Origin of the sequence: Nonomuraea gerenzanensis, from assembly GCF_020215645.1 — a bacterium.
GTDB lineage: Bacteria > Actinomycetota > Actinomycetes > Streptosporangiales > Streptosporangiaceae > Nonomuraea > Nonomuraea gerenzanensis.
In genome coordinates, this window is sequence record NZ_CP084058.1 from 7,665,890 (window position 1) to 7,685,211 (window position 19,322).

The 19,322-nt window shown below is 72.7% G+C and carries 14 protein-coding genes; 7 read left to right on the forward strand and 7 right to left on the reverse strand.

What is annotated here, in order from left to right; genetic code table 11:
- Positions 1-24 precede the first annotated feature (24 nt).
- Positions 25-1,872 (reverse strand): AMP-dependent synthetase/ligase, encoded by a 1,848-nt coding sequence (locus LCN96_RS35520; protein WP_225266802.1) that lies wholly within the window; start codon positions 1,870-1,872, stop codon positions 25-27.
- A 143-nt stretch (positions 1,873-2,015) separates the two neighbouring features.
- On the opposite strand from LCN96_RS35520, the gene LCN96_RS35525 reads away from it, so the two are divergent.
- Together LCN96_RS35525 and LCN96_RS35530 are read left to right on the forward strand one after the other, a co-directional pair.
- A complete protein-coding gene (locus LCN96_RS35525; protein ID WP_225266803.1) occupies positions 2,016-3,488 on the forward strand; it encodes a peptide MFS transporter in 1,473 nt (490 codons plus the stop codon).
- An 11-nt stretch (positions 3,489-3,499) separates the two neighbouring features.
- Complete coding sequence (locus tag LCN96_RS35530; protein ID WP_225266804.1) at positions 3,500-4,108, forward strand: trimeric intracellular cation channel family protein; 609 nt, start codon at positions 3,500-3,502, stop codon at positions 4,106-4,108.
- A 3-nt stretch (positions 4,109-4,111) separates the two neighbouring features.
- Here LCN96_RS35530 and yczR read toward each other — a convergent pair whose 3' ends face one another.
- Positions 4,112-5,533: a MocR-like transcription factor YczR gene (yczR, locus tag LCN96_RS35535; RefSeq protein WP_225266805.1), complete on the reverse strand. Its 1,422-nt coding sequence runs from the start codon at positions 5,531-5,533 to the stop codon at positions 4,112-4,114.
- Between the two features lie 72 nt (positions 5,534-5,605).
- Between yczR and yczE the strand changes: the two genes are divergently transcribed.
- The 4 genes from yczE to LCN96_RS35555 all read left to right on the forward strand — a co-directional run bounded on the left by yczE (position 5,606) and on the right by LCN96_RS35555 (position 10,504).
- Positions 5,606-6,208, forward strand: coding sequence for a membrane protein YczE (gene yczE, locus LCN96_RS35540; RefSeq protein WP_225266806.1), 603 nt, complete (start codon positions 5,606-5,608; stop codon positions 6,206-6,208).
- 79 nt (positions 6,209-6,287) lie between these two features.
- Positions 6,288-8,042 (forward strand): glycoside hydrolase family 15 protein, encoded by a 1,755-nt coding sequence (locus LCN96_RS35545; protein WP_225266807.1) that lies wholly within the window; start codon positions 6,288-6,290, stop codon positions 8,040-8,042.
- Positions 8,043-8,228: 186 nt separating this feature from the next.
- Positions 8,229-9,938 (forward strand): hypothetical protein, encoded by a 1,710-nt coding sequence (locus LCN96_RS35550; protein WP_225266808.1) that lies wholly within the window; start codon positions 8,229-8,231, stop codon positions 9,936-9,938.
- The gene (locus LCN96_RS35555; protein ID WP_225266809.1) at positions 9,935-10,504 is read left to right on the forward strand and encodes a hypothetical protein; all 570 of its coding nucleotides are present in this window, start codon (positions 9,935-9,937) and stop codon (positions 10,502-10,504) included. Before LCN96_RS35550 ends, LCN96_RS35555 begins: the two co-directional genes overlap by 4 nt.
- 9 nt (positions 10,505-10,513) lie before the next feature.
- Here LCN96_RS35555 and LCN96_RS35560 read toward each other — a convergent pair whose 3' ends face one another.
- From LCN96_RS35560 to LCN96_RS35580, 3 genes are all read right to left on the reverse strand, one after another.
- Complete coding sequence (locus LCN96_RS35560; protein WP_225266810.1) at positions 10,514-11,524, reverse strand: lytic transglycosylase domain-containing protein; 1,011 nt, start codon at positions 11,522-11,524, stop codon at positions 10,514-10,516.
- 37 nt (positions 11,525-11,561) lie between these two features.
- Positions 11,562-12,887 (reverse strand): acyl-CoA dehydrogenase family protein, encoded by a 1,326-nt coding sequence (locus tag LCN96_RS56850; protein WP_263657364.1) that lies wholly within the window; start codon positions 12,885-12,887, stop codon positions 11,562-11,564.
- A gap of 115 nt (positions 12,888-13,002) precedes the next feature.
- Positions 13,003-13,302, reverse strand: a complete 300-nt coding sequence (locus LCN96_RS35580; protein ID WP_225266811.1) for a hypothetical protein — start codon at positions 13,300-13,302, stop codon at positions 13,003-13,005.
- A 242-nt stretch (positions 13,303-13,544) separates the two neighbouring features.
- Here LCN96_RS35580 and LCN96_RS35585 point away from each other — a divergent pair, with 242 nt between their 5' ends.
- Positions 13,545-14,705 carry a hypothetical protein gene (locus LCN96_RS35585; protein ID WP_225266812.1) on the forward strand — a complete coding sequence of 387 codons (1,161 nt, stop codon included), beginning with the start codon at positions 13,545-13,547 and terminating at the stop codon, positions 14,703-14,705.
- On the opposite strand, the gene LCN96_RS35590 is transcribed toward LCN96_RS35585, so the two are convergent.
- A complete protein-coding gene (locus LCN96_RS35590) occupies positions 14,644-15,888 on the reverse strand; it encodes a cation:proton antiporter domain-containing protein (protein WP_225266813.1) in 1,245 nt (414 codons plus the stop codon). The two genes, LCN96_RS35585 and LCN96_RS35590, sit on opposite strands and share 62 nt — an antisense overlap.
- A gap of 118 nt (positions 15,889-16,006) precedes the next feature.
- Entirely contained in the window at positions 16,007-19,303 is a 3,297-nt protein-coding gene (locus LCN96_RS35595; protein ID WP_225266814.1) for a PQQ-dependent sugar dehydrogenase, read from the reverse strand.
- Between the last annotated feature and the right edge of the window lie 19 nt (positions 19,304-19,322).

The window sequence follows — 19,322 nt, forward strand, 5'->3', positions numbered from 1 at the left end:
CACACGCCCCGAATGGCAAAAGCCTCAGGCGGTGCCGGGTTCGCCGTAGAGCCCGTCGATGATGTCGGCGTACTTGGTGTGGATGATGCGCCGCTTCAGCTTGAGGCTCGGGGTGAGCTCCTCGGTCTCGGCCGTCCACTCCACGCCGAGCAGCGCCCACTTCTTGACCTGCTGCACCCTGGCCAGCTTGGCGTTGGCCGCCTGTACGGCCGAGTCGACCTCCGCCAGCACCTCGGGATGCTCGGCCAGTTCGGCCAGCGAGCCGTACGTGATACCGCGCGCCTGCGCCCAGCCCGGCGCCACCTCGGCGTCGAGCGTGAGCACGGCCACCGGGTGCGGCCGGTTGTCGCCGTAGGCCAGGGCCTGGCCGATGAGGCTGTGCTGCTTGAGGTGGTTCTCGATCTCGGCCGGGGAGATGTTCTCGCCGCCCGCGGTGATGATCAGCTCCTTCTTGCGGTCCACGACCCGGTAGAAGCCGTCCTCGTCCACCGTGCCGATGTCGCCGGTGTGCAGCCAGCCGTCGGCGTCGACGAGGTCGGCGGTGGCCTCGGGGCGGTTGAGGTAGCCGGCCGTGTTGAGCGGGCTGCGGGTGAGGATCTCGCCGTCGTCGGCGATGCGGATCTCCACGCCGGGCTCGGCCCTGCCGACGGTGCCCAGGCGGTAGCAGGCGGGGCTGTTGCCGGTGAAGGCGCCGGTCGTCTCGGTCATGCCGTACACGTCGATGACCTTGAGCCCGAGACCGGCGTAGAAGCGCTGCACCTCGTCGGGCAGCGGCGCGGCACCGGTGGCGGTCCACTCGGCGCGGTCGAAGCCGATCATGCCGCGGATGACGGACAGCAGCGCGGCGTCGGCCTTGTCGTAGGCGGCCTGGATCTCGGGGGTGACCGTGTGGCCGTGCTGCCCCGCCTCGACGTAGGCGGCGCCGGCCGCCATGGCCTCGCGTACGGCGGCCTGCTGCTCCTCCGGCTGGGTGGCGAGGACGGCGAGCAGCCGGGCCATCATCTTCTCCCACACGCGCGGCACGCCGAAGAACATCATCGGCCTGACCTGCCCGAGCGTGGCGCCCAGGTTGGCCAGGTCGGTGCAGAAGTGCACGTGGGAGACCTTCACCAGCGGCAGGTAGAGGCTCAGGATGCGCTCGGCGATGTGCGCGTAGGTGAGGTAGGAGATCTGGGTGCCGCGCATGGGCAGCGAGGTGAGGCGGTCGGTGGCGGCGACCTCGTAGAAGATGTTGGCGTGGGTGAGCGGCACGCCCTTGGGGGTGCCGGTGGTGCCGGAGGTGTACAGGACGGTGGCGACGTCGCCAGGGGTGACGGCGCGCCAGCGGGCCTCGACCTGGCCGGGGTCGGCGGCCAGGCGTTCGCGGCCGAGGGCCAGGAAGTCCGCCCAGGTCATGAACCGGTCGCCGGCCGGAGCCCCGTCCAGCATGATGATCCTGCGCAGCCCGTCCAGCCGGTCCAGCACCGGCTCCCAGCGGGCCAGGTCGGCGGGGCCGCCCAGCACCGCGTACCTGGCGCCGACGTCGCCGGCCACGAAGGCGATCTGGTCGGGCGCGAACGTCGAGTAGACCGTGCAGCCGACGCCGCCCGCGTGCACCGCGCCGAGATCGGCCAGGACGTGCTCGCTGCGGTTGACCATCATGAGGGCCACGGACTCGCCGGGCTCGAGCCCCAGGGCGACGAACGCGGCGGCGATCTCCAGCACCCGCTCCCTGGCCTGCCCGTAGCTGAGCGTGTTCCAGCCCTCGCCTTCGGGATCGGAGTAGGCGGGTGCGTCGTGGTGCTGCTCGGCCGCCTGTCTCAGCTGCTCGCACACCGTACGGCCGGCGATCTGCCGCTCGATCTCGGCCCGGACTTCGAGGACTTCGCCCATGGCACGCGCCTCCAGTCAGTAATCACTTGCATGATTGGTTCGCATCGCACCACAGCGCGGGGGTAGCGGCAAGAGCTTGCGGAGAAAGACGCGCCTTCGTCACGTACAGTGATCACAGCGATGCGAGCAGTGTGGGGGCAGGCGTGAGCGACAGGACGTTCTTCGGGCATCCGCGGGGCCTGGCGACCTTGTTCGGCACCGAGATGTGGGAGCGGTTCTCCTGGTACGGCCTGCGGGCGATCCTGGCCACGTTCATGGCCGCCTCGCCCGCACACGCCGGCCTCGGGCTCTCTCAGGAGACGTCCCAGGCGGTGGTGGGCGTCTACGGCGCGCTCATCTACCTGGTGGCGCTGCCGGGCGGGTGGATCGCGGACCGCATCCTGGGGGCGCGCAGGTCGGTGTTCTGGGGCGGGTTCGTCATCATGCTGGGGCACATCAGCATGGCGATCCCCGTGACGTCGGGGCTCTTCGTCTGGCTGGGGCTGCTGCTCATCATCATCGGCACGGGCCTGCTCAAGCCGAACATCTCGGTCATGGTCGGCCGGCTCTACCCCGAGGAGGACGACGGGCGCAGGGACGCCGGGTTCTCGCTGTTCTACCTGGGCATCAACCTCGGCGCCTTCTTCGCGCCGCTGGTGGTGGGCTGGCTGGCCGAGGGCGACCGCTGGCACCTGGGCTTCAGCGCGGCGGCGGTCGGCATGGCGCTGGGCCTGGTCCAGTACGTCCTGGGCGGCCGGAGCCTGCGCGGCGTCGGCGAGCGGCCCGGCATGCGGCTGTCCCGGCGCGAGCGCCGCCACTTCGGCCGCCTGGTGGCCCTGGGCGTGGTGCTGCTCCTGGTGGTGCTGGGCGCGTGGGCGGCGACGGGCACGCTCACGATCGACCGGTTCACGGTGGCGCTCACGGTGGTCATCGTGATCGTGCCGATCGTCTACTTCGGCTACATCATGTTCGGCAGCCACGACCTGACCGGCGACGAGCGGACCCGGATGAAGGCCTACATCTGGCTGTTCGTGGCGGCGTCCATCTTCTGGATGATCTACGACCTGGCGCCGAGCAAGCTGCTGTTCTTCGCCCAGGACCACACCGACCTGTCACTGTTCGGCCTGAAGATCAACCAGGCCACGACGCAGTCGTTCAACCCGCTCTTCATCATGATCTTCGTGCCGGTGTTCGCGGCGCTGTGGGTAAAGCTGGGCACGCGGGTGAGCACGCCGCAGAAGTTCGCGTTCGCGCTGGTCATGGTGGGGCTGAGTTTCGTGGTGATGGCCGTGGCGGCGGGGCTGGCCGGCACGGGCCGGGTGTCGGTGTGGTGGCTGGTGCTGGTCTACCTCATCCAGGTGTTCGGCGAGCTGTCGCTGAGCCCGGTCGGGCTGTCGGTGACGACGAAGCTGGCGCCCGAGGCGTTCAAGGGGCAGATGCTGGGGATCTGGTTCATCGCGGTGTCGGTGGGCGACGCGGTCGGCGGGCAGACCGGGCGGCTCAACCGGGTGCTGTCGGAGCCGATGTACTACCTGGTGCTGGCGGCGATGGCGATCGTGGCGGGGCTGGCGCTGTTCCTGTTCACGCGGAGCTTGCGGGTGATGATGGCCGAGCACCACGAGCCCGTCATGCGGTAGACATTCCGATCGTGTCCGAACTTCTCGACCTGGTAGGCATCTTCGTCTTCGCCCTGTCCGGCGCGCTCATGGGAGTGCGCAAGCGGCTCGACGTGGTGGGCATGGGGGTGCTGGCGGAAATCACCGCGCTCGGCGGTGGCCTCGTCCGCGACCTCATCCTGAACGTGCGCCCGATCGCCTTCCAGAGCCTCGGGTACGTCCTCGTGCCGGTGGCCGCCACGGTGATCGTCTTCTTCTTCCATCCGCACGTGGCCCGGGTGATGCCGGCCATCCTGGTGCTGGACGCGGCGGGGCTCGGGCTGTTCTGCGCGGTCGGCACGGAGAAGGCGATGGAGTACGGGCTCAGCCCGCTGCACGCGGCCCTGCTCGGCGTCACGACGGCCGTGGGCGGGGGCATGCTGCGTGACATGCTGGCCGGGGAGATCCCCACCCTGCTGTACGACCGGCAGCTCTACGCGGTGCCCGCGCTGCTGGGCTCGGCGGTGATGGCGGGGCTGTCGGCGTACGGGCTGCACGGGTGGCAGGCCACGCTGGCGGCGGCGCTGCTGGCGTTCGGGCTGCGGATCGCGGCGATGCGCTTCAAGTGGCGCGCGCCGCTGGCCAGGGGGGTCGGCGAATGAGCCTCACACCATCGCGATGAGCTGGTCAGAGGGGCGCGGGGCGCCGGTGGGGCCGTGGTCGCGGGCGGCGCGCAGGCGGGTGACGGCGTCGGCGAGCAGGCTGGGCGGCTGCGTGTACGGCAGGCGGAGGTAGCCCTCCAGGGTGCCTTCCAGGCCGAACCAGGGCCCGGGCGCCAGGCGTACCCCGTGGGAGAGCGCGGCCTCCGCGAGCGGGGTGGAGCCGGCGCCGTCCAGGCGCACCCAGAGGGCGCCGCCGCCGCGCGGCGGCTCGAACGTCCACTCGGGCAGCCGGGCGCGCAGCTCGGCGGCCAGGGTGTCGCGCGAGGCGCGCAGCGTGCGGCGGCGCTCGGCGCGGGTCTCCTCCAGCCGGTCGAACAGCCGGGCCACCACGAGCTGCTCCAGCACCGGGCTGGCGATGTCCACCGCCGAGCGGAACATGGTGAGCCGGCGGGCCAGGGCGGCCGTGGCGCGGATCCAGCCGATGCGCAGCCCGCCCCACCACAGCTTGGAGGCGGAGCCGATGCTGATCACGCGGTTGTCGGTGTCGAAGGCGGCCATCGGCGAGGTGCGGGGCACCTCGTCCAGCGCCAGCTCCGACCAGGTCTCGTCCACCAGCAGCAGCGTGCCGGCGCGGCGGGCGGCCCCGGCGACGGCGGCGCGGACGGCGTCCTCCATGAGGGCGCCCGTCGGGTTCTGGAAGTCGGGCATGAGGTAGGCCAGGCGGGCGCCCGACTGGAGCATGGCGCCGGCGACGAGGTCGGGCCGCCAGCCCTCGTGGGAGACGCCGGTCGGGACGAGGCGGGCGCCGAGCCTGCGGGCGGCGTCGATGGCGTGCGGATAGGTCGGCGACTCCACCATCACCGGGTCGCCCGGTCCGGTGAGCAGGCCCATGACCAGGTGGATGGCGTGCTGGGCGCCGGTGGTGACGACGATCTGCTCGGCCCGGGTGGCCACTCCCCTGGCGGTGTAGCGGGCGGCGATGCGCTCCCTGAGCGACGGCAGGCCCATGGGGTCGTAGCCGTTGCCCATGCCGTACCTGGGCAGGTCCTCCACCGCCGCCGCCATGGCGGCGGTCAGGGCCGCGGGGGCGGCGGGGGCGGCGGTGTGCAGCTGGATGAGGCCGTCGCGGTCGGTGCCGAGCCACGGGTTGTCGGGCCAGACGGCCGGGTCGGGCAGCGCCGTCCAGCTTCCCGAGCCCTGCCTGCTCTCCAGGTAGCCGCCCTCGCGCAGCAGGTCGTAGGCGGCGGTCACGGTGGTGCGGCTGACCTTGAGCGTCTCGGCGAGGTGGCGCTCGGCGGGCATGCGCACGCGTACCGGGATCTGGCCGTCCATGATCAGGGTGCGGACGCCGTCGGCGAGGGCGCGGTAGTACGGCCGCGCCGCCGGATCGACGTCCACGAGCCTGGCCACCTGCATCGCTGACATGTGCCGCATAAGGCCACTTTTCGTGATTGGCCCTGTTTTGGCAAATCGGAGGATGCCAATCTGGGGGCCATCATGAGTGAATCAACCGTCCCGTTGCCGAGTTCCCTGCCCGCCCGTCTCGTCCGGCTCTACGGAGGTCTGGCCCTGTACGGCCTCGGCATCGCGCTGCCGCTGGAGTCGGGCCTCGGCAACAGCCCCTGGAACGTCTTCCACGAAGGCGCCGCCCTGCGCACCGGCCTGTCCATCGGGACGGTCATCCTCGCGGTGGGCGCGCTGGTGATGCTGCTGTGGATCCCGCTGAAGCAGAAGCCGGGGCTCGGCACGATCAGCAACGTGCTGCTCGTCGGCCCGTTCGCGGACGCCGCAGTCTTCCTGCTGCCGACCCCCGAGCTGCTGGTGTTCCAGATCTTCTACTGCGTCCTGGGTGTCGTCGTCATCGCCCTGTCCACCCTGCTCTACATCGGCGCGGGCCTGGGCCCCGGCCCCCGCGACGGCATCATGACCGGGCTGGTGCGGCTGGGCATGTCCGTACGGGTGTCCCGCCTGTCCATCGAGGTCGCCGTGCTGATCGCGGGCTGGCTGCTCGGTGGCACGGTGGGTCTGGGGACCGTGGTGTTCGCGCTGGCGATCGGACCGTTGACGCAGGCGTTCACCCGCTGGTTCCCTCTGACGTGATCCCGTGGCCCGGGGCGGACATGACGCGACATGATCGACCCGGCCACGGGATCACCCTTTCTCCGAGTAGCGTCTAGGCATGCGGATCGAGGATTACGCGCTGATCGGAGACATGCAGTCCGCCGCCCTGGTCGGTCGGGACGGCTCGATCGACTGGCTCTGCCTGCCCAGGTTCGACTCGCCTGCGTGCTTCGCGGCACTGCTCGGCAGCGAGCGCAACGGGCACTGGTGGCTCGGCCCCACCGGGAGGAAACCCGCCACCAGGCGGCGCTACCGTCCCGACACGCTGATCCTGGAGAGCGAGTGGGACACCCCCACGGGCACCGTGCGCGTGGTCGACTTCATGCCGCCGCGTGACCGCAACCCCGACGTCGTGCGCATCGTCGAGGGCGTGTCCGGCTCCGTCCAGGTCTCCACGCAGTTGCGTGTCCGCTTCGACTACGGCCGCATCGTGCCGTGGGTGCGCCGCACCAACGGTCACCTGCAGGCCATCGGCGGGCCCGACTCGGTGTGGCTGCACTCCCCCGTGCCGCTCAAGGGCGGCGACTACGCCCACCGGGCGACGTTCACCGTCAACGCGGGCGACCGGCTGCCGTTCGTGTTCACCTGGCATCCCTCGCACGAGCCGATGCCGCCGGAGATCCAGTGCGACGCCCAGCTCGACGAGACCGAGGCGTTCTGGGCCGAGTGGGTGGACAGATGCACCTACGCGGGGCCGTACCGGGAGGCCGTGGTCCGGTCCCTGATCACGCTCAAGGCTCTGACGTACGCGCCGACGGGCGGCATCGTCGCCGCGCCCACCACGTCCCTGCCGGAGGACCTGGGCGGCGTGCGCAACTGGGACTACCGCTTCTGCTGGCTGCGCGACGCCACGCTGACGCTCGACGCGCTGATCAGCTCCGGCTACCTGGAGGAGGCGGCCGACTGGCGCGCCTGGCTGCTGCGCGCCATCGCGGGCCGCCCGCAGGACCTGCAGATCATGTACGGCGTCGCCGGCGAGCGCCGCCTGCCCGAGCTGCGCCTCGACTGGCTCGACGGCTACGAGGGCTCCCGCCCCGTCCGCATCGGCAACGAGGCGGTCAAGCAGCTCCAGCTCGACGTCTACGGCGAGGTGATGAACTCCCTGTACGTCGCCCGCACCCGCGGCCTGTCCGCCGACGACCGGGCGTGGACCATCCAGCGCCAGCTCCTCGACTACGTGGAGGAGCACTGGGACGAGCCCGACGAGGGCCTGTGGGAGGTGCGCGGCCCGCGCCGGCACTTCGTGCACTCCAAGGTGATGTGCTGGGCGGCGCTCGACCGGGCCGTCAAGTACGTCGAGCGCTTCGGCCGTACCGGGCCGGTCGACAAGTGGCGGACGCTGCGCGACACCATCCACGCGGAGATCTGCGAGAAGGGCTACGACGCCGAGCGCAACACCTTCACCCAGTCCTACGGCTCCTCGGAGCTGGACGCGGCGCTGCTGATGATCCCCATGGTGGGCTTCCTGCCGATCGACGACCCCCGCGTGACCGGCACGGTGGCGGCGATCGAGAAGGAGCTCATGTCCGACGGGTTCGTGCTGCGCTACCCGATCGCCGAGGACAACGACGTCGACGGGCTGCAGGGCGGCGAGGGGGCGTTCCTGGCGTGCAGCTTCTGGATGGTGGAGGTCATGGCCATGCAGGGGCGCAAGGCGGAGGCCGAGGACCTGTTCGAGCGGCTGCTGGGGCTGCGCAACGACGTGGGGCTGCTGGCGGAGGAGTACGACCCGCGCTACGGGCGGCTGGTCGGCAACTTCCCGCAGGCCTTCAGCCACGTGCCGCTGGTGCACGCGGCCCGCGCCCTTTCGTAGTGGTGAGCGGGTCGTGAGCAGGGTCGTGAGCAGGGTCGTGAGCAGGGTCGTGAGCAGGGCCGAGAGCAGGGTCGTGATCAGGTAGGCATCCCCCGCTCCCTTGGTGTTCAGGTCCGATTCATCCGGTTCCGCCACGCTCCCGCCGTAGCCGGCGCACCCTTTCCGGCAAGGACGGAGAAACACCCCATGGGCCACGGGCACCACCATCACGATCACGACCACGCGCACGAGCAGCTCGGAGACACCGAGGCCGCCGTGGTGCGGGACCTCACGGTTCCCGACGGGGAGCTGTCGCCGGGGCAGCTCTCGCGCCGCCGCATGTTCCGGCGGGCCGGGCTGCTGGGCGCCGGGCTGACCGCCGCGGGCGTGCTGGGGGCCGAGGGGCAGGCCGCCGCCGCCACGTCCAGGGACGAGGGGCGCGGGCGGGAGCCGAGGGACGGCTACCAGTGGCTGGCCGGCGACCACCACATCCACACGCAGCACAGCTCCGACGGCGTCTACCGGGTCATCGACCACGTGCGGCACGCCAACGCGTACGGGCTGGGCTGGATGGTCATCACCGACCACGGCGGCGCCACGCACGCCAAGATCGGCGTGGAGAAGGTGAACCCGGACATCGTGGCGGCCCGCGAGTCCGTCAAGGACACGCTGGTCTTCCAGGGCCTGGAGTGGAACATCCCGGCCGCCGAGCACGGCACCGTGTTCGTCGCGCCCGGCAGGAACGAGGTGGCGACGCTCAAGGAGTTCGAGAGCTCCTTCGACGGGTCGGTGAAGGGCGCCAGCTCCAACACGCCGCAGAACGAGGCGCTGGCCATCGCCGGGCTGAACTTCCTGGCCGAGGCGGTCAGGAAGCGGCGCGTGCCGGACGCGCTGTTCCTGGCCAACCACCCCTCCAGGAAGGGCATCGACTCGCCGCACGAGATCCGCGGCTGGCGCGACGCGCAGCCGTCGATCGCGATCGGCATGGAGGGCGCGCCCGGCCACCAGGCCGCCGGCATCGCCAAGCCGAACGGCCCCGGCGGCGGGCGCGGCTACTACGACAGCAACCCCGGCGCCGACTCCTTCCCCGGCTACCCGGCCGAGAGCTACAAGACCTTCGGCGGGTTCGACTGGATGACCTCCACCGTGGGCGGCCTGTGGGACAGCCTGCTGGCCGAGGGCAAGCCGTGGTGGATCACCGCGAACTCCGACTCCCACTGGGTGCACGGCGACACCAGCGACCGCGGCCCGAACAGCGACTTCAACGCCAACGGCCGCTACGAGGACCCCGTCTACAAGGGGGTGCCGAACTTCGGCTCGGGCGACTTCTGGCCCGGTTTCTACAGCAGGACGCACGCCGGCGCCGAGGACTTCTCCTACCGCGCCGTCATGGACGCCCTGCGCGCCGGCCGCGTCTGGGTGGACCACGGCGGGCTGATCAGCGGCCTGGTGGTACGGGCCCGCGCGGCCGGCACCGGCCAGCGGGGCGTGACGCTCGGCGGCACCCTCCAGGTACGGCAGGGCGCCCGCGTCGAGCTGGCCATCGAGATCACCCTGGCCGGGCGGCCGAACTGGGCGCAGTTCGTGCCCACGCTGGCCCGGGTGGACGTCATCCAGGGCGACGTCACCGGCCCCGTCTCCGACCAGGACGCCTTCACCACGCCGAGCACGAAGGTCGTGCAGTCGTACGAGGTGAACAAGAACGCCGGCACCGTCACCTTCACCTACCAGCTCGGCGCCGTCGACCACCCCGTGTACGTGCGGCTGCGCGGCACCGACGGCAAGCGCGGCGCGCCGGGCCTGCTGGGCGCGGCCGTGGACCCGAACGGGCCGGCCATCGACGTGTACGGCGACGCCGACCCGTGGAACGACCTGTGGTTCTACAGCAACCCGATCTGGGTGCTGCCGCGCCGATGATCCTCGGTCTCGACGCGGGATCCCGGACGTTGCCCGAGGCCGAGCACCTGCTCCACACCGTGGCGCGGGAGCTCGGCCTGCCGGGTGACACCGTCGGGTGCACCCATTTCGTCCCGGCGGGGCAGGCGGGCGACGAGCCGCACGTGGCCTGCTCGCTGTCCGTCCCCGCCTCCGTGACGCCGCCGGAGGTGGCCGCCGCGGCGCCGGAGGGCGCGTCGTGGGCGCTCGGTGAGGCGCGCACCGGCCCGCTGGCGGCCGGGGCGGCGCTGGCGGCGGCCGAGCACGAGGCCAGGAGCGGTGGCCGGGTCGTCCTGTTCCCCGGCCGCGACGTGCTCACCGGCACCCTCAGCGCGGGCGAGCTGCGCGACGGCTCGGCCATCGAGCGGGTGCTGCTGCTCGCCTCCCCGGGCCCGCCGGCCGACGACGTGCCGGTGGTCACCAACGACCACGTCAGGCCCGTCTGGCGGGACGGCCTGATGACCCTGCTCACCATGCCGGCCGCCGGTGGCCGGATCACCCCGGCCGAGGTGCCGAACCCCACTCCCTGCTGCGCCGACCACGCCTGACCTGCTCCGCTACGGGCCGGTCAGGCGCCGCTCCCCCGCCGTGGTGATCACGTACACCTGCCAGCTGTAGTAGGCGTAGTAGGCGCGCGGGTCGCGTTCGATCTGGCGGGCGTGCAGGAGGATGGCGTCCACGTACGCCTGGGACGGGTTGTAGGCGTGCAGGGCCCGCTGGTAGTCGCGGGGCGCGCCGCTGGCCTTGAGGTAGTTGGCCGCGCCCATGACCGCGTCGCGCGGGTCGCGCACGTCGCCGCCCATCCCGTACGCCTTCCAGGTGGCGGGCATGAACTGCATGGGGCCCTGGGCGCCGACGTGGCTGTCGGTGCGTACCCGGCCGAACTTGGTCTCCGCGAACATCACCGCCGCCAGCACCTCCCACTCCACCCCGAACCTGCGCTCGGCCTTCTTGAAGTGGCCGAGCAGCTCGCCGGCCGGGCGCGGCTGCTGCGTCCTGAAGACGGCGTCCGGCTTGATGGGGTGGGCCAGGGCGAGCAGCTCGCGGATCGCCGCCGTGTTGTCCCTGGCCTGCGCCGCCAGCGCGGCGGGCAGGCGGGCGAAGGTCTTGGTGGCCAGCCCGGGGTTGCGGGCGGCGTGGCGGTAGATGCGCTGCTGGTGCAGGGCCAGCAGCTCGAGGTCCTCCGGCGGCTCGCCGGGCGCGGGCTCGCCGCCCCGCGTCCAGGCGTCGATGGACGCGTTCAGCGCCTCGGTGGTCTTCTCCAGGGTCTCGGCCAGCTTCGCGGGGTTGCTGGGGATCTTCTCGTCGGGGGCCGGGAGCTGTTGCTCCTGGGACGGTGATGGCGCGGGGGCCGTGCTGGACGGCGGGGTGAATGGCTGCGTGGACGGCTGCGTGGACGGCTGCGTGGACGGCTGCGGGGACGGTGCGGTGGACGGCAGGGTGGGGGGCGGGCTGGACAGCCGGTTCGCCGGGGCCGGGCCGCACGCCGTCGCGCAGACGAGCACGCTGACGGGCAGGGCCGCCGCGGTCCAGGCGAGCCGTCGCGGGTGCTTCTGGCGTGCCTCCATGGTGGGCCAACCTACCCGGTGCCGGGCGGCCTGATCATCATTCGGCGGTTCCGGGGTCGCCGAGGGTGAGCTTGCCCGCGTACAGGAGGGTCGCCTCGGGGGTGAGGGGGTGGAACGTCCCCGCACGGACGTCGCGGTAGGCGCGTTCGAGGGGGGAGCGGCGGAAGTACGAGCCTCCGCCGGCCAGGTCCATGGCCAGGCCGACGACCTCCACGGCGGCCACGACGGCCTCCCGTTTGGCGATCATCACGGTGGCCAGGGTCTCCGGGGTGCAGGCGTAACCGGGGCCCAGCTCGTCCAACGCGCCGGCCAGCGCCCACCATGCGGTCCTGAGCCGCGCGTCCATGAGCCCGGCCAGCCGCTGCGCCGTCGGCGGCATCACCTGGGGGCGGGCGGCGGGCGAGGGGCCGGCGGCGTGGGGTGCGACGCCACCTCCGGCCTGGGGCGCAGCGCGGGTGGCGGCGCGGGTGGCGGCGCGGGTGGCGGCGCGGGTGGCGGCGCGGGTGGCGGCGCGGGTGGCGGCGCGGGTGAGGGCGCGGGTGACGGCGGTGTCGCGGGCCTGGGCGGCGATGCCGAGGTAGGTGGCGGCGATGACAGGCGCGAAGTGCACCTCGGCCGTGGTCAGCACGTCGCCGAACTCGCCCCACGGCCTCCTGGCGACGACGGCCTCCGCCGGGACGCGCACGTCCTCGAAGACCAGGTCGTGGCTGGCGGTGCCGCGCATGCCGAGCGTGTCCCAGGTCTCCTCCAGCCGCACGCCGGGCGACGGCAGCGGCACCGAGAAGTGCGCCACCTCGCACCCCGGCCCCGGCCGGCCGAGCACCGCGCAGGTGCTGATGGCGCCCGCCTCGGGAGCCTGGCTGCAGAAGACCTTGCGGCCGCTCACCCGCAGCGAGCCGTCGGCCTCGACGACGGCGGTCGTGTCCGGCCACAACCAGTCGGAGCCCCCGCTGGTGGCGATCACCAGCTCGCCGGAGCCGATCCGGCGCAGCATCCGCTCGGCGCCCGCAGCGCCCCTGGCGTGCAGGTAGGCCTGGTTGACCGTGCTGTGCAGGTGCATGGACACCGCCAGCGCCGTGGCCCCGTCGTGGCGGCCCAGCTCGGCCTGCGCGTAGCACACCTGCCGCAGGGACGCCCCCAGCCCGCCGAGCTCGACCGGCACGGGCAGGCGCAGGTAGCCGTTCGCGCGCATCGCCCGGTAGGCGGGGGCCACGAACGTGGCGTCCCGGTCGTGCTCGGCCGCGTGCCGCGCCGCCACCGCGCCGATCTCCGCCGCCAGCGGCACGAACGCGTCGTCGCCGTCCCTGAGCGGCACCGGGTAGGTGCGGCGGGCCCGCCCGGGCGCCGCTGCTGTCGTCGCCATGGTGATCAGTCCCCTCCTGCTTCGTCCCTGCGGGAGCTAGAGAGGCGGTGGGGCGCCGGATTAGTACGAGGACCGCGCGGCGGGGATCGGGGGCCGGGGAGGGGACGGTCCCCGGTCACGCGTACGGCGTCAGGAACGCCTTCGGGCGCAGTGCCCTGGCCACGATGCGCACGTCGCCGATCCAGCCGTGGAACCCCTGCCCGTACTTCGACGTACACGACAGTGCGGCGCGCGTCGTTGACCACGGCCACGTGCGTCCAGCGGCCCACCGGCAGGCGTGGCTCCATGAGGTGGAGTCGGCGTCGCGGCCGGTGGGGTCGGGCGACCGGCCGCTGCTCTCGCCGGCGTCGCCGCTGCGGCCCTCCCCAGGAAGAACCTCCTGCTTGATCGTTACAGGGACGTAGTCTCCCTTCATGCCGGATGTCTCCTTCCTGCTCGTCTTCGTGATCACGCTCGGGGTTCCGGTGATGCTGGCGTGCTGCGCCACGATCCTCGCGGCGAAGGCGGCTCCTCGCGGGCGGCATGGCAAGGTGCGGGCCGGCTACCTGTTCCAGGGCGCGACCGTGGCGGGAATGGGCCTCGTGGGGATGGCGATCGCCGCGCGGACCACGCTCGCGGACGGGTCGTACGACGACTTCGGCTCGGCGATGACCGAGCTTGGCCGCGATCTTCAGCGCGGCGGTGTTCCTGCTCGGGCTCGGGCCCGCCGTCCCGTGGCTGCTCGGGGCGCTCGGGCGGCTGCCTGGGCCGCTCCAGGCGGCGGCCCGGCACCTGGCGGACGACCGGGCTCGCACGGCCCCCGCCGTGGCGACGACCATGGTGGCCACGGCGGTCACCGTCGCGCTGGCGATCGTCGCGCCCGCGCAGACCGCGCAGGACAGGGCGAACTACGAGCCCCGGGCCCAGCCGGGCGCGCTCGTCGTCCTGTTCGCACCGGAGCAGGCGGCGGCCACCGAGGCGGCCGTCCGGCGGGAGTCACCCGGCGTGCCGGTCGCCCGCGGCTACGAGGTGGCGACGGGGTATCTCGACGTGCTGGACGACAACGACCACGCCAGCAACATCGGCGACCGTGCGCTGCTCAGCTACCTCACCGGCGATCCATCGCCGCCCTACGACCCGGGCACCGCCGTGGTGGTCGCGGAGGAGGCGGAATCCGGTCACACCGTGCGGTACCAGTACCATCTCTCCGACCCCGACGACTCCAGGACCAGGAGCATCCAGGCGATCTCCGTCGAGCCCGCTCCCGGCGGCCTGGAGCGGGTGTTCGTACCCATGGAGTTCGTGCAGGGGTTGGGGCTGCGGCTCGACGTCGTGGCGCTGATCGTGGATCCCGCGCTGCATCGCGCCTCGGCGGCCGATCGGGACCGGCTCGCCGGACTGCTGGGCGATCGTGTCGAGGTGTACCTGGAGCAGGGGTTCCGGGACACGGGCGGCTGGCGGTACCTCGCCGCGATCCTCGCGCTCGTCGGCCTCGCCGGGGCCCTGGTGGCCACGGCGCGGTCGGAGCGCCCGCGGGTCCTGCGCCGGCTCGGCTCCCCGCGGCTGCTCACCGCCTGCCGGGCGGCCCTGGCGGCGGCCTGCGGCACGGTGGCCGGCGTGCCGGCCGGGTGCGTGATCGGCCTGCTGCTGGCCTGGCCCTTCACCACCTCGATCGGGTGGGACGTGGCGCCGCGGGTGCCGTTCGAGACGCCGTGGGCGCTGATCGGGCTGCCGGCCGTGGCGATGCCGCTGCTGGCGGGGCTGGGCGGGCTGCTCGTCAGGAAGCCGACATCCGGTCGCGGATGGCGTCCACGTGCGTCATCGCCGGCGTCGCCGTGACGCCGTGCAGCACCACCGAGGCCACCACCGTGAACCCGGTGACCGCCCACAGCTCCTCCGCCGGTACGCCGAAGTCGGCCTGCCCCAGCGCGTACGCCAGGTAGAACAGCGACCCGATCCCCCGGATGCCGAAGAACGAGATCGCCAGCCGTTCCCTCGGCCCCGCCGGGCCGCCCCACTGCACCAGCCAGCCCGCCAGCGGCCGGATGACGAGCAGCAGCAGGAGGCCGACGGCGGCGCCGCGCCAGGTGAGCGCGGCCAGGCCGCCGGTCGCCACGAAGCCGCCGAGCAGGAGCAGCAGCCAGGCCGTGAGCAGGCGTTCGATCTGCTCGACGAAGCCGTGCAGGACGTTGTTGTAGCCGTGGCCGTGCTCGGCGCTCCTGATCGCGCACGCGGTGACGAACACCGCGACGAACCCGTACCCCTGCGCCAGCTCCGTCACCCCGTACGCGAGGAACGTGCAGGCCAGCGCGACGAAGCCGTCGCGGCGCTCCGACAGGCGCAGCCCGTCGGACCTGGCGCGGAAGAACAGCCGGCCGAGCAGGCGGCCGATCAGGAGTCCCAGGACGGCGCCCGCCGCCGTCCGGTAGAGCACGTCCACCAGCGCCCACTCCCCCGCCCAGCCCGCCGTGCCGGCGGCGACGGCGATCGCCGCGTACACGATCGGGAAGGCCAGCCCGTCGTTGAGCCCCGCCTCCGAGGTCAGCGCGAAGCGGACCTCGTCGTCGGCGTTCTGGGCGTCCACGGGCTCGCCCACGTGCACGTCCGAGGCGAGCACCGGGTCGGTGGGCGCGAGCACGGCGCCGAGCAGCAGCGCGGCGGCGATCGGCCAGCCCGGCAGGGCCAGGGCCGCGGCGGCCACCCCGGCCACGGTGAGCGGCATGCCCAGGGCGAGCAGCCGCCAGGTGGTGGACCAGCCGCGCGCGCCGGTGCGGCGGTTGATCGCCAGGCCGGCGCCCATGAGGGAGATGACCACGCACAGCTCGGTGATGTGCTCCAGGGCCGTGCGGTGGGCGATCGGGTCGGGCTCCGGTAAGCCGATGGGCAGGGCGAACAGGAGCACCCCGGCGAGCAGATAGACCAGGGGGAGGGAGACGGCGCGGCGGTCGAGGTACTCGGGGAGGATCGCGGCGAGCAGTGCGGCGGCGCCCCCGAGGGCCAGGATGAGGTCGAGGGTGGACATCGCCGCCCCCTCTGCCCGAAAGATCGCGAAATATCCCTTTATGGAGGGCCTGTCTAGGAGCCGGCCGGCCTCCCCGCTGGGTGTGGGGAGGCCGACGGTGCCCGTCGCTGAGGGCGGGTCAGGTCTGGCGCAGCCGCTCGATCAGCGCGTCGGCGTCGCGGACCAGGGCCGATCTGACCGCCGCGTCCCGCACGTTCCCGCGCTTCTCGGCGATCTTCACGAACCGCTCGAGCGCCGCGATCGCGAGCGCCCGCTTGCCCTTCTTCTCGTGCCGCTCGGCCTGCGCGAGCTGCTCCTGCAGGTCGGCGGCGGCCCGCCAGGTGATCGCCCCGCTCTGCCGGAAGCGGGAGACCAGCACCCGCACGTCCGCGTACGAGGTGGTCGTCGAGAACGTCACGGTCGTGGTCGCGGTCCGGCCGGCCTGGTCGGTGACGGTGCCCGTGAGCCGGTGCTCGCCGAGCGGCAGCGTCCACAACGCCACCGGCTTGCCGGAGCCGATCGCGGCGCCGTCGAGCTCCGCCGTGACCCCGGCCACGCCCGACACCGTGTCGGCGCCGGTCAGGACGGGGGTGAGGGTGGCGGAGTCGCCGTGGGGGCCGGGCTCCACGCCGGTGACCGTCAGCGTCGGGTTCGACTTGTCGATCTTGACGGTGAGGGTGCCGACCGCCGAGACGTTGCCGCCGTTGTCGGTGGCCCGGTAGCGGACCTGCCTGGCGCCCTCGGCGCTGAGCGTGACGGGGTTGTTGGCGTTGGACCAGGTGGCGCCGTCCAGGGAGTACTGGCGCGAGGCGACCGTGCCGTTGTCGGTGGCGGTGACGGCGAGCGTGACGTTGCCGGTGTACCAGCCGTTCGCGCCGTCCGGCTGGGCCGGGGTGAGGGTCGCGGAGACGACCGGCGGGGTGGTGTCGGCGACGCCGCCGCCCTGGAAGGTGAACGCGTCCACCTCCACGCCGCCCGAGGAGGTGACGTACAGGCGGCCGGTGCCCTCCGGCAGGCCGGTGAGCGGCGTGGTGACCGTCTGCCAGCCGTCGCCCGCCGGGACGGTCACGGTGGCGAACGGCTCGGCCGCCGGCGACTTCCACCGCAGCGCCAGCGTGCCCGCCCCCGAGGCCCTGGTCTGGACGCCGGTGATGCCGGCGAAGTGCACCGGGTCGTAGACGATCCAGTCGCCGGCGTCGAACGAGGTGACCTTGGCCTTGGCGGAGGCCGTGTCGTCGGCGGTCTCGGTGACGCCGCTGCTCTCGTCGGCGTGCTCGGCCTGCGCCAGCTTGGGGTTGAGGGTGAGCGCGGCCTCGCCGAGCGCGCCGGGGATGGAGCCGGCGCCGTTGTCGCGGTAGCTGACGACGACCACGCCGTAGATGTTCTCGGTCTCGCCGTGCTCGGGCGCGCTGGCCGGAGTGGGCCAGGCGCCCGCGCAGCCGGTGCCGAGCGTCTCCGGGTGCGCGTGCGTGTCGTGCCCGAGGCCGAACGTCCACTGCACCCGAGAGCACACCGGGTTGTCCCCGTCCTCGGCGTCGGACACCCCGATCTGGTACGGCAGCGCGTTCCCCCAGTCGAAGAACCCGCCGTTCGGCGGCGCCTTGACGGTCACCACGGGCGCGGTGTTGCCCACGGTGATCTCGACGGAGGTCAGTCCGGCCCGGCCGCCGGAGTCGGTGACGCGCAGCCGCGCCGCGTACTGGCCCAGCTCGGTGTAGGTGTGGGTGGCGGTGACGCCGGTGGCGTCGAAGTCGCCGTCGCCGTCGAAGTCCCACTCGTAGGTCAGCGTGCCCGGCTCGGTGTCGGTGGAGGCGGTGGCGTCGAAGGCCACGGTGAGCGGCGCGGCGCTGCTGGAGGTGCGGTCCGCCGCGATCCTGGCCTGCGGGGTCTTGTTGGCCGGGGTGTAGTCGATGCGGTAGAGGCCGGCGTCGGGGTTGGCGCGGAAGAAGCCGTCGCCGTACTCCAGCACGTACAGGGAGCCGTCGGGGCCGAACTCCAGGTCCATCGGGCTGTCGGTGATGGGCTGCGCCGCCGTGCGCAGCGCGCTGTTGGGCAGGAAGTGCTCGATCGCGGTGACCGGGCCGTCCGCGCCGGTGAAGGTGAAGGCCGCCAGGTAGTCCTGGGAGAACTCGGCGAAGAACGCCTTGCCGTCCCAGTACGCGGGCAGCTTGCCCGGCGCCGGGTTGTCCGGGTCGTAGTGGTAGACCGGGCCGCCCATCGGGCCCTGGCCGGTCTGCGGGTCGAAGTCGGTGAGCCCGGCCCAGGCGGCGGGCTGGTGGGTGTTGTTGTCGCCGTAGTACAGGTCGGCGGGCACGGCGGGCGGGAGCTGGGCCAGGCCGGTGTTCCAGCGCGAGGTGTTGCGCGGGCCTGCGGCGCAGTCGAACCACGGGCCCGGCTGGGCGGTCGCGAAGTTCCAGTCGTTGTAGTTGAAGTCGTCACCCGTGCAGTACGGCCAGCCGCTGTTCATCGGCTTGGTGAGCGGGGTGATGTTCCACTCGACGTACCCCATGGGCCCCCTGGCGGGGTCGCCGGTGCCGGCGTCGGGTCCGTAGTCGGCCCAGGACAGGGTGCCGGTCTCGGCGTCCACGTCCATCCTGAACGGGTTGCGCACGCCGGTCACGAAGATCTCCGGCCTGGTGCCGGCCGTGCCCGGCGCGAACAGGTTGCCCTCCGGGACCGTGTACGTGCCGTCCGCCGCCACCTTGATGCGCAGGATCTTGCCGCGCAGGTCGTTGCTGTTGCCCGCGCCGCGCCGGGCGTCGAGGCCCGGGTTCATGCCGGGCGCGTCGTTGTTGGGCGCCATGCCGTTGGCGCCCGGCGTGCCGGCGGGGGTGTTGTCGCCGGTGGCGAGGTAGAGGTTGCCGTCGGCGTCCCAGTCGAGGTCGCCGGCGACGTGGCAGCACTGGCCGCGCTGCGTCTCGACCTTGATGATGACCTGCTCGGTGGACAGGTCCAGGGCGCTGCCCGTCCACTTGAAGCGGGAGAGCTGGTTGTAGCCCTTCCACTGGTTCCAGTACGTCTCGTCCGCCCCTGCGGGCAGCGTGTTCGGCGCGGAGCCGGCGGGGGTGGCCTCGGGGTAGGGCGCCGTCATCGTCCTGGGCGCGTAGTAGAGGTAGACCCACTTGTTCTGGTCGAAGGCGGGGTCGAGGGCGATCGTCTGCAGGCCGTCCTCGGAGTTGGCGTAGACCGGGACGGTGTTGATGATCCTGGTGACGCCGGTGGCGGGGTCGGTCAGCCGGATGTCGCCGTTGCGGGCGGTGTGCAGCACCCGCCGGTCGGGCAGGACGGCCAGGTCGATCGGCTCGCCGACGTTCTTGGTGAGGGTGATCTTCTCGTAGCTGGACCACGTGGTGGCCGGGTCGTGCGCCTGGGCGGGTAAGGACAGGCAGGCGCCGGCCAGCACGAGGCCGCCGAGCACCGCGAGGGTACGCTGCATGGTGATGCTGCTCCTAGGA